The 16361-nt window shown below is 50.9% G+C and carries 13 protein-coding genes, 1 tRNA gene and 1 pseudogene; 8 read left to right on the plus strand and 7 right to left on the minus strand.

Features of this window, described 5'->3' with window-relative positions:
• Both B5F80_RS10020 and B5F80_RS10025 read left to right on the plus strand, forming a co-directional pair.
• Positions 1 to 773: pseudogene (locus B5F80_RS10020) on the plus strand (acyl CoA:acetate/3-ketoacid CoA transferase); the annotation flags it as partial.
• A 39-nt stretch (positions 774 to 812) separates the two neighbouring features.
• Positions 813 to 1229, plus strand: coding sequence for a MaoC family dehydratase (locus B5F80_RS10025; RefSeq protein WP_087478693.1), 417 nt, complete (start codon positions 813 to 815; stop codon positions 1227 to 1229).
• 243 nt (positions 1230 to 1472) lie between these two features.
• Here the strand turns inward: B5F80_RS10025 and B5F80_RS10030 are convergent, their stop codons facing one another.
• From B5F80_RS10030 to B5F80_RS10040, 3 genes are read right to left on the minus strand one after another with little or no spacing between them, the layout of a single operon-like run.
• Positions 1473 to 2390 carry a 2-dehydropantoate 2-reductase gene (locus B5F80_RS10030; RefSeq protein ID WP_087478694.1) on the minus strand — a complete coding sequence of 306 codons (918 nt, stop codon included), beginning with the start codon at positions 2388 to 2390 and terminating at the stop codon, positions 1473 to 1475.
• A complete protein-coding gene (locus B5F80_RS10035) occupies positions 2387 to 3304 on the minus strand; it encodes a 2-dehydropantoate 2-reductase (RefSeq protein WP_087478695.1) in 918 nt (305 codons plus the stop codon). The genes B5F80_RS10030 and B5F80_RS10035 overlap by 4 nt, the downstream gene beginning before the upstream one ends.
• 54 nt (positions 3305 to 3358) lie before the next feature.
• Positions 3359 to 4261: a LysR family transcriptional regulator gene (locus B5F80_RS10040; RefSeq protein WP_087478696.1), complete on the minus strand. Its 903-nt coding sequence runs from the start codon at positions 4259 to 4261 to the stop codon at positions 3359 to 3361.
• Between the two features lie 209 nt (positions 4262 to 4470).
• Between B5F80_RS10040 and nifJ the strand changes: the two genes are divergently transcribed.
• The gene (gene nifJ / locus B5F80_RS10045; protein ID WP_087478697.1) at positions 4471 to 7980 is read left to right on the plus strand and encodes a pyruvate:ferredoxin (flavodoxin) oxidoreductase; all 3510 of its coding nucleotides are present in this window, start codon (positions 4471 to 4473) and stop codon (positions 7978 to 7980) included.
• A gap of 228 nt (positions 7981 to 8208) precedes the next feature.
• Positions 8209 to 8664 carry an IS200/IS605 family transposase gene (tnpA, locus tag B5F80_RS10050; RefSeq protein ID WP_087478698.1) on the plus strand — a complete coding sequence of 152 codons (456 nt, stop codon included), beginning with the start codon at positions 8209 to 8211 and terminating at the stop codon, positions 8662 to 8664.
• Positions 8665 to 8902: 238 nt separating this feature from the next.
• Here the strand turns inward: tnpA and B5F80_RS10055 are convergent, their stop codons facing one another.
• On the minus strand, positions 8903 to 9376 hold the full coding sequence (locus B5F80_RS10055) for a hypothetical protein (RefSeq protein WP_087478699.1): 474 nt from the start codon (positions 9374 to 9376) through the stop codon (positions 8903 to 8905).
• A 195-nt stretch (positions 9377 to 9571) separates the two neighbouring features.
• Here B5F80_RS10055 and B5F80_RS10060 point away from each other — a divergent pair.
• Positions 9572 to 9645 (plus strand) — tRNA-Gly (locus B5F80_RS10060).
• A gap of 564 nt (positions 9646 to 10209) precedes the next feature.
• Here B5F80_RS10060 and B5F80_RS10065 read toward each other — a convergent pair.
• The 3 genes from B5F80_RS10065 to ybaK all read right to left on the minus strand — a co-directional run bounded on the left by B5F80_RS10065 (position 10210) and on the right by ybaK (position 13196).
• On the minus strand, positions 10210 to 11877 hold the full coding sequence (locus B5F80_RS10065; protein ID WP_087478700.1) for an AAA family ATPase: 1668 nt from the start codon (positions 11875 to 11877) through the stop codon (positions 10210 to 10212).
• A 150-nt stretch (positions 11878 to 12027) separates the two neighbouring features.
• The gene (locus B5F80_RS10070; RefSeq protein WP_087478701.1) at positions 12028 to 12687 is read right to left on the minus strand and encodes a uracil-DNA glycosylase; all 660 of its coding nucleotides are present in this window, start codon (positions 12685 to 12687) and stop codon (positions 12028 to 12030) included.
• On the minus strand, positions 12684 to 13196 hold the full coding sequence (gene ybaK, locus B5F80_RS10075; protein WP_087478702.1) for a Cys-tRNA(Pro) deacylase: 513 nt from the start codon (positions 13194 to 13196) through the stop codon (positions 12684 to 12686). Before ybaK ends, B5F80_RS10070 begins: the two co-directional genes overlap by 4 nt.
• Positions 13197 to 13399: 203 nt before the next feature.
• Here ybaK and B5F80_RS10080 point away from each other — a divergent pair, with 203 nt between their 5' ends.
• From B5F80_RS10080 to B5F80_RS10090, 3 genes are read left to right on the plus strand one after another with little or no spacing between them, the layout of a single operon-like run.
• Positions 13400 to 14185, plus strand: a complete 786-nt coding sequence (locus B5F80_RS10080; protein ID WP_087478715.1) for a carbon-nitrogen family hydrolase — start codon at positions 13400 to 13402, stop codon at positions 14183 to 14185.
• A gap of 18 nt (positions 14186 to 14203) precedes the next feature.
• Complete coding sequence (locus B5F80_RS10085; RefSeq protein ID WP_087478703.1) at positions 14204 to 15160, plus strand: AEC family transporter; 957 nt, start codon at positions 14204 to 14206, stop codon at positions 15158 to 15160.
• Between the two features lie 23 nt (positions 15161 to 15183).
• Entirely contained in the window at positions 15184 to 16350 is a 1167-nt protein-coding gene (locus B5F80_RS10090; protein WP_087478704.1) for an amidohydrolase, read from the plus strand.
• Positions 16351 to 16361: the final 11 nt, after the last annotated feature.

A 16361-nucleotide genomic window follows, 5' to 3' on the forward strand; every position in this document is an offset into this window, starting at 1 on the left:
CATTCAACGGCGATGTAAAAGTTCCTCTGGATTCGGTAGCTCCGCTGAAACTGAACAACCGCAAGATCATTGCCCGCCGCTGCGCTATGGAACTGATTCCCGACGCAGTTGTAAACCTCGGTATCGGCATGCCTGAAGGCGTATCGGTAGTCGCTGCTGAAGAAGGCATCGACAGCATGGTACTGACGACAGAAGCAGGCACCATCGGCGGCGTACCGGCCGGCGGCCTGAGCTTCGGCGCAGCCACGAACGCTTCGGTTATCCTCGACCAGCCGTATCAGTTTGACTTCTATGACGGCGGCGGCGTTGACCTGGCTATCCTCGGCTTGGCTGAATCGGACGTCAACGGCAACATCAACGTAAGTAAATTCAACGGCCGCGTAGCAGGCTGCGGCGGCTTCATCAACATCACGCAGAACTCCAAGAAGGTAATCTTCTGCGGCACCTTCACAGCCGGCGGCCTGAAGGAAGAAGTCAAAGACGGCAAACTGGTCATCACGAACGAAGGCCGGAATAAGAAGTTCCTGAATCAGGTAGAACAGGTAACGTTCAGCGGCGCCTATGCAAATGCCGTAGGACAGCCTGTACTGTACGTCACGGAACGCGCCGTATTCAAGCTGACTCCGGAAGGCTTGGAACTGATCGAAGTGGCACCGGGCATCGACATCGAAAAAGACGTATTGGCATACATGGACTTCAAGCCCATCGTCAAAGACGTCAAGCTGATGGACGCTCGTATCTTTGAAGACAAACCCATGGGTTTGGAACTGTAATATGCAGTTATATACTTCACAAAGAGAGGAGATGAAAAAATGGCACGTGATGTAAAATATGAAGATATTAAGATCGGTGATAAAGCATCTGTATCGAAGACGATTTCCGAATTCGACGTATATGCCTTTGCCGGCGTAACGACAGACTTCAATCCCGTCCACATCAACAAAGAATTCGCTAAGAATTCCATGTTCAAACAGCGCATTGCCCACGGCATGATTTCTGCAGGTTTGATTTCGGCCGTACTGGGCACGGAGCTGCCGGGCGTGAACACGATTTACATGAATCAGTCCCTCAGCTTCCTGGCTCCGGTATTCTACGGTGATACGCTGACGGCGACGGTAGAATGCAAGGAAAAAGACGATGCAAAACACCGCATTATCTTCAAGACGACTGTCACCAACCAGGACGGCAAAGTCGTCACCGACGGCGAAGCTCGCGTCATGAAAAAATAAGACGAGCTACTGTCAAAGGTAGTACCCGGACATAGAATCCAAAGCCGATGATTCACCGCTTACATGTTTCACCGACGGGATGTCCGGTCTGTAGTAAACGAAAACAACCTTTTAAGTGCTTACAAGCTCTTGCCAACTTGTTGTGGCTATGGCCGGCAGGTTGGCAAGAGTCTTTTTATAAGAAAAAGGCCCTCGTGCTCTATGGATAGATTTCATAGAACGCGGGGGCCTTTGGTATTATGCTTATGTCGCCGTATGCTGTAGGCGCTGCAAAATCGTGTGGTAGCAATGGGCTGAGAAGGGAACGGGAATATGCAGTTCGTCAGCCGTTTTTACCAAGTATCCGCTGAAGGTTTCCAGCTCGCTTTGACGGCCCTGCATGATATCGCGGGCCAGGGAGCTGGAGACGTCTTTATCCTTTTGGCGCATGACGCGGTCGTAAATTTCCTCGGGAAGGGTTGGCGAGAGGGCGATGCCCAATGCCTTGCCGACGGCATAGGCCTCATCCAGGAGGGTACGGAACTCCTCTTTGCCCTTGGGCTGGGAAAAGACGTAGCCGATCGTCCCTTCGTAATAGGACGTAATGACATTGTAGGCGCAGTTTGTAATGTATTTGTTCCAGATTTCCGCCGTAATATCGTCGGAGAGTCGGCACGTCAGGCCTTCGCAGTTGAGCACGTCGTAGGCGCGCTGCGCCGCTTCCTTATCGTCGGAGCCGATGAACAGACGGGCGAAGGTTCCCGATTGGCGTATAGAAAAATCTGCTTCATAGGCTGACGTAATGTAAATCGTCGTGTCGACGATGGGACATTTCGGCAGGATCTTTTTCGCCGCGGCGCCATGGTCGACGCCGTTTAAAATCAAGACGACGACGGTATGCCGGCCGACACAGGGAAGAATTGCCGTCAGCGCGTCGGCAAGGGAGTAATTTTTTACGCAGACAAATATCATGTCTTGTATGCCAGCTGTCGACGGGTCGTCGGTCACGGCGGGAAAGGCCGTATGCTCTCCGAATACGTCGCTGTGGAGGACGAGGCCCTTTTTCAGCAGCGCTTCTTTGCGCGGTCCCCGGGCGATCAGCGTGACGTCGGAGTAGGCGGCGCATAATACAGATGCGACGTAGCCGCCGACGCCGCCGATGCCTGTTACCATCAGTTTCATTTTCCTACCTCCCGTTTCAGCAGCTCTTGATAAAACCGTTTGGACACGGGTGCCGGCACGCCTAGCCGGTCGGCCAGGCGGACGAGATGGCCGCTGAACGTCTCAAGCTCCGTCGGCTTATGAGCCATGGCGTCTCGGGCCATGGAGCTCGTCGCGTCGGCGTTGCGGTAATGCATCATGTCTTCGAAAATCTCTGCCGTCAGTCCGGAAGGGAGCTGTACGCCATCGGCTATGGCTACGGCATAGGCTTCGTCGAGAAGGGCCCGAAACTCTGCCAGCCGTTCCGGATGCTCCAGCAGTCCTCGTGTCGTACAGGTGTAATAGGCCGTAATCGTGTTGTAGGCGCAGTTTATGATGTATTTTTTCCATACTTCGCTTTTCATATCCTGGGGAATCGTACATTCCATGGTCTGTTCGTGATGCAGCAAGCGGCAGACCAGGGCTGCGGCGTCGCGGTCGGGGCTGTCTGCGCGCATGCGGACGTAGGGGCTGGCGTGGCAGATGGCGTATTCGCCGTCGTAGGATGATGTGATGTAAATAAGCGAATTTACGACTCGGCCCGCAGGAAGGGCGGCCCGGGTCCGGTCGGCATGGTCGATGCCGTTCATAACAGGGACGACTACGGTGTGCTCGTCGACGCATGGGCGAAGGGCGGCCAGGGCTTTGTCCAGGGAAAAGGTTTTTACGCAGACAAAAATTACATCCTGAATGCCAACGTCGGCCGGGCAGTCTGTCACGGCGGGATGATAGGTTTGTTCTCCTAAGACGGCGCTGTGGACGACCAATCCCCGCTGTTCCAGGGCCTTCTTCCGTTCGCCCCGGGCGATCAGCGTGACGCTGCCGGGATAATAGCGGCAGAGAACGGCGGCAATGTAGCCGCCGACGCCGCCAATGCCTGATACCATTAATTTCATAACGTATTCACCTTCTTAATCAGCGTGTATTGTAGTAATAAAAAGGCGGAATGCCTAGAGCCGGGACGTTTCCGTCTCGATAACCGCCTGTATTTCCTGCAGGAAGCCTTCTATCTGAGGCGTCATGACCTTGTTGGCGTGGAGTACCGTCTGGACGTACGAGCTGTCGTAAAAGTCGGTGATCGGCAGGATGACGACGTCGCCCTGCTTGGCTGCCTGCACGACGGTGTACTGGGGCAGGACCGATAAAAAATTGCCCTTGCTGACGAGGCGCGTTGCCGTGTTGGCGCTTTGCAGCGTCAAGAATGGGCGAAGGGTAATATTCTGGGCGGACATGGCGCTCTGAAAGGTGACGATGTAGGGAGCTGTCAACTCCATCAAGATGAACTCCTCGTCTTTTAAATCGCTCAGGGTCAGAGAGTTCTGCCGGCACAGGTGATTGCCGGGATTGGCGATGACGACGATGTCTTCCTTTCGGGAATACCATGTGTGCCACTGCGTTTTCGGCAGGGGCTCGGCAATGAGGCAGGCGAAGTCAAGAACGCCGGTCTGCATCCGATTTTTCAGGGTCGCCGTATCGTCGACGACTAACTCGACTTTGACGTTGGGAAAGTGCTGATGATAACGGAGAAGGGATGATTCGAACAGGATTTCGTACAGCGATTCTACCATGCCGATGCGCAGGGTGCCGCCGAGGGATTCCTTGGATTTCAGGAAATTTTCCATCAGTAGGGCCGTCGCGACGATTTTCTGGGCGTAGGGAATCAGCTCCTCGCCATGCTGAGTCAGCGTGACCTGGCGGCCGATGCGGTTGAATAAGGGCGCGCCGACCTCCCGTTCCAGCTGCTGAATCTGCGCGCTGACGTTGGACTGGGAATAGCCGAGGATTTTCGCCGCCTGCGTGAAGTTTTTTATAGAAACGACTTGAAGAAAGGTATTTAAGTTTCGTATTTCCATAATTTATAATCTCTCCTTCATATGACTAGTATGCAAGATTTTCTTTTCTCCGTCAATGATTTTTATAAAATATTGAAAAGTGGCTTACATCAGGCTTGGCAATCAAAAATATTGATTAAAGCGATTAATTCCATTTGTTATACAGATATAGAATTGTGCGTTATAATAAAGCCATTGAAGACTATTTTTTATTAGTTGGAGGGATTTTCATGGCAAAAAAAATGATGACCATGGACGGCAATACCGCTGCCGCTTATGTGTCCTACGTGTTTACTGATGTTGCCGCTATTTATCCTATTACGCCTTCTTCCACGATGGCGGAAAAAATGGACGAATGGGCGACTAAGGGCGTTAAGAACATGTTCGGACAGGTTGTCCGCGTTCAGGAAATGCAGGCTGAAGGCGGCGCTGCCGGCGCTGTTCACGGCTCTTTGCAGGCAGGCGCTTTGACGACGACCTACACGGCTTCTCAGGGCTTGCTCCTTATGATTCCGAATATGTACAAAATCGCCGGCGAATTGCTCCCGGGCGTATTCCACGTTGCAGCTCGTGCTCTCGGCACGAACACCTTGTGCATTTTCGGCGACCAGCGCGACGTCATGGCTTGCCGTCAGACCGGCTTTGCTATGCTGGCTGAAGGCAGCGTTCAGGAAGTTATGGACTTGTCGGCTGTCGCTCACTTATCGGCAATTAAAGGCCGCGTTCCGTTCCTCAACTTCTTCGACGGCTTCCGCACGTCTCATGAAATTCAAAAAATCGAAGCCTTCGACTACGACGATTTGGCAAAATTAGTCGACATGGACGCTGTTAAAGAATTCCGCGACCGCGCTACCAACCCGGATCATCCGACGACGAAGGGCACGCTGCAGAACTCGGATATCTACTTCCAGCAGCAGGAAGTACAGAACAAGTACTACGAAGCGCTGCCGGATATCGTTGAAGACTACATGGAAAAAATTTCCGCTCTCACGGGCCGGGAATACCATCCCTTCAGATACTACGGCGCTCCCGACGCAGACCGCATGATTGTCGCTATGGGTTCCTTGACGGACGCTATCGAAGAAACGGTAGACTTCCTCAACAAACGCGGTGAAAAAGTCGGACTCCTGGCAGTTCACCTCTATCGCCCGTTCTCGGAAAAATACTTCTTCAAATATATTCCGGAAACGGTTACGAAGATCGCTGTTCTTGACCGCACGAAAGAACCGGGCTCCGTTGCTGAACCGCTGTACCTCGACGTCAAGGGCGTATATGCCGGCAAGGAAAAACAGCCTCTTATCGTAGGCGGCCGCGCTGGCCTCGGCGGAAAAGACACGACTCCGACCCACATTCTTTCCGTATTCGAAAACTTGAAGCTCGACCAGCCGAAAGATCAGTTCACTATCGGCATCGTCGACGACGTTACCTACACGTCCCTGCCCCTCGGCGAAGACATCGACACGACGCCGGAAGGCACGACGGCCTGCAAGTTCTGGGGCCTTGGCTCCGACGGCACGGTCGGCGCCAACAAGAGCGCTGTTAAGATTATCGGCGACCACACGGATATGCACGCTCAGGCTTACTTTGCCTATGACTCCAAGAAATCCGGCGGTATTACCGTATCTCACCTCCGCTTCGGCAAAAACCCGATCAAATCGACGTACCTCATCAACAAAGCTGCTTTCGTTTCCTGTTCGCAGCAGTCGTACGTACATAAATACAACGTATTGTCCGGCCTGAAGAAAGGCGGCAGCTTCCTCCTGAACACCCTCTGGACTCCGGAAGAACTGGACGCGAACCTGCCGGCTTCGATGAAACGCTACATCGCGCAGAACGATATTCAGTTCTACACGATCGACGCTGTAAACATCGCTCAGAAAATCGGCTTAGGCGGCCGCTTTAACATGATCATGCAGGCTGCGTTCTTCAAGATCGCCGACATCATTCCTATTGACGATGCTGTTAAATACCTGAAAGACGCTGTCGTTTCCTCGTACGGCAAAAAAGGCCAGAAAGTCGTCGACATGAACAACGCCGCTATCGACAATGGCGTAACAGGCATCGTAAAAATCGACGTTCCGGCCAGCTGGGCTGACGCTGCCGATGAAGCTGCTCCTGTCAAAGACGTTCCCGAATTCGTTACGAAGATTTTGGAACCGGTCAACGCACAGGAAGGCGACTCCTTGCCGGTCAGCACGTTCATCGGCCTGGAAGACGGCGCATTCCCGCAGGGCACGGCTGCTTATGAAAAACGCGGCGTTGCTATCAACGTACCGGAATGGGATGCAGAAAAATGTATCCAGTGCAACCAGTGTTCCTTCGTCTGCCCGCACGCAGCTATCCGTCCGGTTCTCTTGACGGATGAAGAAGTCGCCGCTGCTCCGGCCGGCCTCAAGACGAAACCGGCTGTCGGCGTTCCCGGCATGCACTTCACCATGGCTGTCAGCGTCCTCGACTGCTTAGGCTGCGGCAGCTGCGCTCAGGTTTGCCCGGCTAAGGAAAAAGCCCTGGAAATGAAACCCTTCGGTTCTCAGGAAGAAAAAGCTCCCCTCTGGGATTATGCCGTCAATCTCCCTGCTAAGAAGAACCCCATGAATAAATTTACCGTTAAAGGCAGCCAGTTCGAACAGCCGCTGCTCGAATTCTCCGGCGCCTGCGCAGGCTGCGGCGAAACGCCGTATGCAAAACTCATTACGCAGCTCTTCGGCGACCGCATGATGGTTGCTAACGCTACGGGCTGCTCCTCCGTATGGTCCGGCAGCGTACCGTCCATGCCGTACACGACGAACGAAGCAGGCCACGGCCCGGGTTGGGCGAACTCCTTGTTCGAAGACAACGCCGAATTCGGCTTGGGCATGTTCTTGGCTACGCAGCAGGTTCGCGAAAAAATGGCTATGGATATTCAGGAAGCCATCGACAACCCGAATACGCCGGCCGACGCGAAAGCCGTATTCCAGGAATGGCTCGACAATAAGGACGTAAGCGAAGGCACGCGCGAACGGGCTGACAAAGTTGTCGCCGTCGTAGAAGCAGCTAAGGACGTATGCCCGATCTGCAAACGCATCTATGAACGCCGCGACAATTTGGTAAAACGCAGCCAGTGGATCTTAGGCGGCGACGGCTGGGCTTATGACATCGGCTTCGGCGGCTTGGACCACGTATTGGCTCAGGGCGAAAACGTCAACGTCTTCGTATTCGATACGGAAGTTTACTCCAACACGGGCGGTCAGTCCTCCAAAGCTACGCCGACCTCGGCTATCGCTAAGTTCGCAGCTGGCGGCAAGAAGACGAGAAAGAAAGACTTGGGCCGCATCGCTATGACCTATGGCTATGTATACGTTGCTCAGGTTGCCTTGGGCGCCGACAAGAACCAGTGCCTGAAAGCGATTCAGGAAGCTGAAGCTTATGACGGCCCGAGCTTGATCATCGGCTATGCACCGTGCATCAACCACGGCATCAAAGCCGGTATGGCCAACAGCCAGATCGAAGCTAAGAAAGCCGTTGAAGCTGGCTACTGGCACCTGTATCGCTACAACCCGGCTCTGAAAGCTGAAGGCAAGAATCCGTTCATCCTCGATTCTAAAGAACCGGTCAGCGACATTAAAGACTTCCTCATGGGCGAAGTCCGCTATGCATCGCTGAAGACCGTATTCCCTGAAAAGGCTGACGAATTCTTCGAAAAGACGGCTGAAGACATGAAAGACCGTCTCGAAGCATACAAGACCTTGGCTGGAAAATAAGCCGATACGTTAGTGTATAACTCTATTTGCTCATAGAATCACATACAGCAAAACACGCCTTATCCTTCGGGATAGGGCGTGTTTTGTTGTCGCCGAATAGGCATGATAAAACCCCTAGTTACACTAGGGGTAGACATATACTCCTTATAGAAAAAGAAAGAACCTCCTATGATACAGTGGAAGTGGTCTGGCAACCACATCCCTGTATAGAATAGGAGGTTCTTGTCAATGAATGACGTAAAAAGTTTATCACATAGCAAGCGGAGATGTAAATATCATATTGTATTCGCGCCTAAATATAGACGGCAGGTGATCTATGGAAAAATCAAAGCAGATATTGGGAAAATACTGCGACAGCTATGCGAGAGAAAAGGGGTAGAGGTGATTGCGGGAGAATGCTGTCCGGATCATATTCATCTCTTAGTTTCTATACCGCCGCATCTGAGTATTTCACAGTTCATGGGATATTTAAAGAGTAAAAGCAGCTTGATGATATTTGATAAACATGCAAACTTGAAATACAAGTATGGAAACCGGCATTTCTGGTGCAGAGGATATTATGTAGACAGTGTAGGCAAATATGAGGGAGCAATCAAAGAATACATACGTACCCAACTACAGGAAGATATGATGATGGACACATTAGATTTTAAGGAAACAAAAAACCCGTTTACGGGTAGATAAGAAATAAAGGCTAAAAAAAGAAGCCCCCGAGTAGGGGGCAGCCCGTGGTAGGGATGTGATTGCTGGATGTATTCAGTGCACTCTTTAGAGTGCAACCACAAGAAGTAGGCCCTTATAGGGCCTGATCAAACCACCAGTTCTACTGGTGGTTTTGATTTGTTGCTGTATGACATGATAAAGGGGCTTGCTGCACGTATGACGTGCAGCAAGCCCTTTGTATCTCTGGAAAAATATGTCTTTACTGCTTCGGCAATGCAGCCAGGCGATGGGTATTGACAAACATGTCTTTGATATTTTTAAATTGAATCGTGTCGATGCTGATTTCCTTTGCTTCACCCTGGGGAGAGTAGACCTGCTGCAATTCCGCTTTTAAATCGTACGTGTTGTCGCGCTTATTGCCGTGAAGCGTCGCCGAATATTCGTTGATCTGACGGATGACCTGATTCTGCTGGAAAGCCATGGCATCCAAGGTGCTGTTGTACTTTTCTACGTACAGCGTGCAGGAAATATTTTCGATGCTGTTGGGGAAGTCCCGGGTCTGCATGCTCTTTATAGAATCCATATCGACGTATACGACGCCGTCGGGCTGGGTGCTTACGACGCGGTACCGGTCAGGATTATTCAGCAATGTCGTCGAGTCCATTGCGCCGACGGCGGCGCAGCCCATCAGGAGCGTCCCGGCCATTGCGACGGCAGTTAAGATTTTTTTCATAGCGTATCACTATCCTTTCTAAAATCCTTGTGAATGCATTATAACATAAAGTCCGCCTTAGGAATAGAGATGCGGCGAAACTGTAACAAAACAGTGACATGACGAAGGCCGCGCCTGGGATTTTATTATATTTTCAGCTCTAATCTCTTTACAAAGGGCTCGTGTATTTGATATACTTAATAAGTACCACGACATGCGGGTGTAATTCAGTGGTAGAATACGAGCTTCCCAAGCTTGGTACGAGGGTTCGATCCCCTTCATCCGCTCCATACAGATAGAAACTGGCCTCATGGGTGTTTTCCATGAGGCCATATTTTATAAAAAAGAGCTTTTTGGCACCTTATTTTGAAGATATTTAATTTATATGAACTTTTTTAACAATACATAAAGTTTACATAAAACGGATTTTTATTCTAAGATTATGCAATATGAGATACTTGATGCTGACACCGGATACATAGGGGACGTCCGAATTGCTTTTGAGAATAACTACTGACTTTATCGCTGATTGTTGCTCCGCAATCGGCACATTTCAGTGGTTGTTTCTTTCTTACTGATTGCATCGGGGCAGAAGACTGTGCAGTAGCTTTTGGCTTTTGTTTTGTCGTCGAAAGGTCGGTCTGTATATCGGCTTCTGGATCATCACCTGTACTAATCGCTAAACTTAACATATAGGCATACTTGATAGCGGCTGTTTCTGCCATATCCCGTATTGTATGCGCCGCGTGGATTAGTAATCTCCAACAATATATTAACCCTAACAGCACAGATTTTGACATTTTTCATTAATTGCAAAAGGCCCTAGCCGATACTGGCTAGGGCTGCTATCGTGCTTATATTTTCATTTTTACATGAATTTGCTTGCCGCAGAAGGCAATGCCGTATTTCCAGACTTTTGAAATTCCCCGTTTTTCAAATTCTGTCCCGTACTGCCTTCCCTCAATCTGCCGCAGCGCTTCGTCGGCTTTATCTTCCAGCTGCGCTTCGCTGTTGGTGGCTTTAAACTCCATCAAGACGCCGGCTTTATTTGTATCTTTGGGGAAAATTGCGAGATCAAACCGGCCGTAGCCGCTTTCTCTATTCGATTCGACCGTATAATTTCGGCCTAAAAACAGAGCGGCCATGCCCAACATGAAGCCGTGATAAAAGCTTTCTTTATTTGCCGTATCATAGGTGCTGGCAAACCGCAGCAATATTTTTTGCAGCAGGTACGCAAAGTCTTCGCTCTGGCCGGTAAACAGCAAATCAAATAAACCGTCGAAGGTGTCCCGATCCATTCCTTCTACGATGGTATTCAGGATTTCCATGCTGTATACCCGTTTGATTTCTTCATTGGGAATGCGCAGTAAGTAGCGGTCGTAGCTCGTCGGGATATTTTCCGATACGGTCAAATACCCTGTTGTAAGCAGCATGGTATATAAGGCGCTTCGGTCTTTTCCAATCTGGTCATAGATCACGCCTTCATTCAAGCTGACAGAAACGGGTGTATCATGGAGGAGTCCACGCAGCGCCTTGATTTGTAAGTAATCGGCGTGGGAAACTAGCTCGCGCAGGATGCTGTTATTAGACGTATTCATCCAATAGGGCCGAGGGAGGCATTGGTTATCGATGTAGCTGATGACCGATAAGGGATTATATATTTCACTGCTGCCAAAGCGATACCCGTCATACCACTGTTTCAGTTCCGGCAGTACTTCCGGTTTGCCTATATCTTCCGTTAATTTAGCGACTTCTTCCGGCGTAAATCCGAAAACCGTACTGTACTTATCGCGCAGGATTGAGCAGACGTCTAAGTTGTTCAGGCCGCTGAAAATGCTTTCTTTGGCAATACGAAGTACGCCTGTTAGAACCGCAAAATCTAATGATGCATTTGTCTTTAAAGCGCTGCCTAAAAATTGCCGCATAAACCGAATACATTCGCCGTAAAATCCCCGTTCCCAAGCCTGCTGTATTGGCGCATCGTATTCATCTATAAGCAGAATCACTGGTTTTCCATAATGCTGATGCAGCATTGTAGTCAATCTCAATAAAGAAACAGCCAATTCATCCTGCGTAGCATTCTCATATATGACTTTTTGAAGATAAATTTTTAATGAGTCGTCTACAACCGCACTTTGAGACAGATAGTTAAAACTTCTATACAAATCGGCTAATGCAAAGCCCAGACTCTTAACGATACTTTCCCATGTGTCGCCCGATACATTTTTTAACGATATGAAGATAACGGGATGCGCACCGAGATGGTTCATGTACGCCGTCCCACTTTTTTCTATTGATAATCCTGAAAACAAGCCTTGGCTTTCTTTTTTCCGATCAATGGAAAAGAAATATTCTAACATGCTCATGGTCAGCGTTTTGCCGAAACGCCGGGGACGTGTAATCAATGTTACATCACTATGCGAATCTATCAATTGCCGAATAAAATCCGTCTTATCTACAAAGTAATAGTTTTCCCGTACTTTTTTAAAGTCATCAACGCCGATGGGCATTGCTGTATTCATGTATTTCACCTCCCGAATATCCTTTGCATTCATTATATGATAGGGCTATCTTTGCTGTCCAGAGATAAGGCAGGGCTAATCTGTATTAGCGGTATATAACATACGCCCCTTCACATCGGAGGGATATAAAGGGGCGTGTGCTGCAGTCGGTTAAAAATGGCGGGATTTATGGAGGTCTTCGAATTGCTCCATCAGGTTGGGCTTTTCCGGGCTTTGGTATACATAGTCCGGCATGGCTTCCTTGGCTTTGTCTACGGCGGCCTTAAAATCGTAGTATACCTGCCATTTAGATTCTACGAGGTCTTTGCCGGTTTGGCGCAGCAAAAAGGCCGGATGATACGTCGGCATGACGGGAATGCCGTGATAGTTGAACCAGATGCCGCGGTTGCGCATAATGCTGGCTGTTTTTCCGTAGAAATACTGAAAGGCGACCTTTCCCAGGCAGACGATGACCTTCGGCTGTACCATTTCGATTTCACGGAGGAGATGGATGTTGGCGCAGCGCTTTCCTTCTTCCAGCGTCGGCGTCCGGTTGTTCTTGGGGCGGCATTTGACAATATTCGTAACGTAGACGTGGTCGCGCGTCAGTCCTACGCTCCACAGGGCTTTGTCCAGCAGCTGTCCCGATGGGCCGACAAGGGGCACGCCGTACTCATCTTCCACACCGCCAGGTCCTTCGCCGACGAACATGAGGGGCGATGCCGGGTCGCCGGAGTATCGCGTCGGGCCGCGGTTGCCTTCGTGACGCAATTCGCATTGTGAACACTGCATGAGTTCATGCAGCCAAGGTTCCATTTCTTTGTCTGTCATCGTACTCTTCCTTCCGTCAATGTAATGTCTTTCATCGTGAGCTGATGGAATTCTGCGTGAATCAACTGAGCGACGTCCTGCGGCGCTACGAGGACCTGCTGTCCCCGCATGCCGGCGCTGAGGCTGACGGCTTCATATTGTAGGGCCGATTCGTCGATATACGTAGGAAACTGCTTTTTCATGCCGATAGGGGAGCAGCCGCCGCGGATATATCCCGTCAAGCCGAGCAGATCCTTGACGTGGAGCAGCTGAACCGATTTATTGCCGCTGCAGGATGCAGCCTTCTTCAAATCGAGCTCCTTGTTGCTGGGAATGCAGAATACGACGGGGCCCGTCTTGTTTCCCTGGCCTACCAGCGTTTTGAATACCTGGGCCGGGTCCATGCCGAGCTCGGCGGCGGCGTGGACGCCGGACAGGTCGTCTTCAGAATATTCATAAGCTTTCGTTGTATAGAAAATTTTTTGTTTATCTAAAATGCGCATGACGTTGGTCTTTTTCGTCTTAGCCATACTATCCCTTCTCTCATATCCTACTCATTTTACTATATCAATATACAGCCCTTTTTTCAAGCCCCGGCAAAGATGGCGGGGACGTTTCGCTTTGTTAGCGCAGGCGGCTCATGCAATCGGATATTGTCTTTCTCTTATATTTCTATTATAATGATTTATGGCGAGATGTTATCAAAAATATACAGGAGAAAGAAGGGACAGATATGAAGATTGCAGCGGCTCAGATGTCTCTGCGGCTGGGGGATGTAGAGCATAATTATAAGCAAGTAGAAGACTGGATACGAAACGCTGCGCAGGAGCGGCCCGATATCGTCGTACTGCCGGAAATGTGGAATACGTCCTTTTATCCCGACGATATCCGTGAACTGGCCGATGAGGACGGGAAGCGGACGCAGGCCTTCTTATCGGAGCTGGCGGCCCGGTTCGGTGTCCATATTATCGGCGGTTCCGTAGCTGTCCGTCGGGGAGATAAGCTGTATAATACGATGTACGTGGCAGATCGCGGCGGCCGTATTATCGGCTCGTACGACAAGGTGCATCTATTTGCGCCGGGTCATGAAGACGAAAAATTTACGCCGGGCACGCAGGGCTGCGCTTTTTCCTTGGATGGCGTGCCCATGGCCGCCGTAATTTGTTATGACGTCCGCTTTCCCGAATGGGTGCGGATGGCGACGCTGACGGGGGCGCAGATTATCTTTGTGCCGGCGGCCTGGCCGGCGTCCCGCGTGGATCACTGGCGCATATTGAATCAGGCCAGGGCGATTGAAAACCAGCTGTTCGTCGTGGCGGTCAACAGCTGCGGCAGTACGGAGTCCATGCAGTTCGGCGGCCATTCGATGATTATCGACCCGTGGGGGAATGTCTTGGCGCAGGGGGGAGACGGCGAAGAGCTGCTTCGCGCGGATATCGACTTGGACAGCGTCGCCGATATTCGAAGCCGCATCAACATATTTCATGACCGGCAGCCTGAGCTATACGACTTGACATAAGAGGGAGAGGGATAGATAGTGGAAGCTGTGTTTCATGGGCTGCAGGGGATTTTTGAAATATTGTTTATGATTGGCATCGGCTTTGTGTTGTCGAAGAAAGGATGGTTTGGACCGGATACCAGCGCAATATTAACCCGGCTTATCATGAAGGTCGCCTTGCCGTTGTTCATGATTTGCCAGTTGGAGCGGGATTTTACACATGATTCGCTGCTGAGGATTGCGCCGGATTTGGCTCTGCCCTTTTTGTCTATCCTCCTGGCCTACGTCGTGGGCCGGGCGGCAGCTGCGGCGCTGCACATACGCAGGGAGCGGCAGGGCATCTTTATTACCTGTTTTTTTGTCGCCAATACGATCTTCATCGGACTTCCCGTTAACCTGGCCTTATTCGGTACGCAGAGCGTGCCTTCGGTCATGCTGTATTATATGGCGAATACGACGATGTTCTGGACCTTGGGGATTTATCACATCGTCAACGACAGTACGGGCGGACAGGGAAATATGCCGTTATTTTCGCTGCAGACTGTCAAAAAGGTGTTTTCGCCTCCGCTGGTGGCCTTTCTCATTGGCCTGGCGTTGATTATGGCCGACGTTAAGCTGCCTGAATTCCTTCACGTATCTTTCCAGTACGTAGGAAATCTGGCGACGCCGCTGTCCCTTATCGTCATCGGCATTGAAATGAGTTCGCTGCCGCTGCGTAGCGTACAGTGGGACCGCGACTTGATAGGGGCTCTGATGGGGCGGTTTATCGTTTGCCCGCTGTGCGTATTGGCCTTGCTTCCCTTTGTGTCTGTTACACCGATGTCGGCTCAGGTGTTTACAATGCAGGCCAGTATGCCGGCTATGACGCAGATGACCGTCGTCGCCAAGGCGGTTGGAGCTGATGTGAAGTATGCTACGGAGATCAGCTTTATCACGGTAGTATTGGGGCTTATCGTGATTCCGTCGTATATGTTCTTGATTCAGTACGTTCTATAAATTTATAGGAAATAGGTGTATATATGTCTTTCATAAATCAGTTTGCACAAAGCGTGCAGAAATATGGTCCGCAAGCTTTTTCTTTAAATTACCGCATTGCCGACGACCCGGAGCTGTCGGGCGAAGAATATCATGCCTGCGCGGCCTATGTCGAAGCCTGCCGTGCCCTGGGCATGGAGGTGACGGAGCAGTTTGCCGGTTTGCCGACGGCGTTTAAGGCGACGGTACGGAAGGTTTCCAACCCGGTTTTGAAAGTGGCTCTTCTGGCCGAATATGACGCCCTGCCGGAAATCGGGCACGGATGCGGCCATTCGGCAAACGGTGCTATGAGCTTTCTGACGGCGGCCGCTTTTTTGGATATGGCCGATCTTCCCGTGCATGTTGATCTCATCGGTACGCCAGACGAAGAGCTGCGGGGCGGCAAGGTCGCCATGTGCGAGCAGGGAATCTTTCATGACTATGATTTAGCGATGATGACGCATGTCATGCCCGATAAGACGATGGCCAACTCACATTTCTTGGCTCTTAGCGATTATCGCGTTGCTTTTCATGGGCAAACGGCTCATGCGGCGAGCAGCCCGTGGAATGGCCGCAACGCCCTGAACGGCGCGATGCTGGCAATTCACGCTATCGACATGCTGCGCCAGCACGTACGGCCGGAAACGCGGATTGGCGTCTATCTCGTCAACGGCGGCACGGCGTCGAACGTCGTGCCGGATTATGCAGAGCTTGAATGCTGCGTTCGCCACAGCGATCGGCCGTATTTAAACGAAGTCATTGCTAAAATCATGAAATGCTTCGAAGGGGCGGCCATTGCGACAGAAACGACGTATGAAGTGACGCAGATGGGATATGAATTTGACAATATGGTTTGGAATGAAGCGGCGACGGAAGTATCGCGGTCGGTGCTTCGTGACATGGGCATCCCCTTTGCCGATACGGAAGATTGCCAGAGCTCGGACATCGGCAATATCAGCCATCAATGTCCGGCCCTCCATCTGTGCCTGGCCATGGGAGATACGTATTACCCGGAACATTCCGTGCAAATTGCCGATGCTGTAAAGAGTAAGGCTATCGAGCCGGTCATCGCCCAGGGCGCGGAAATTATGGGCCGCATCGTATTTAAGCTATTGGAAAATGAAGGGCTGCGCCGGGCCGTGAAAGAAGATTTTCAACAGCATATTCTGTAATATCGTCCGTC

This window comes from Megasphaera sp. An286, assembly GCF_002163455.1.
GTDB lineage: Bacteria > Bacillota > Negativicutes > Veillonellales > Megasphaeraceae > Megasphaera > Megasphaera stantonii.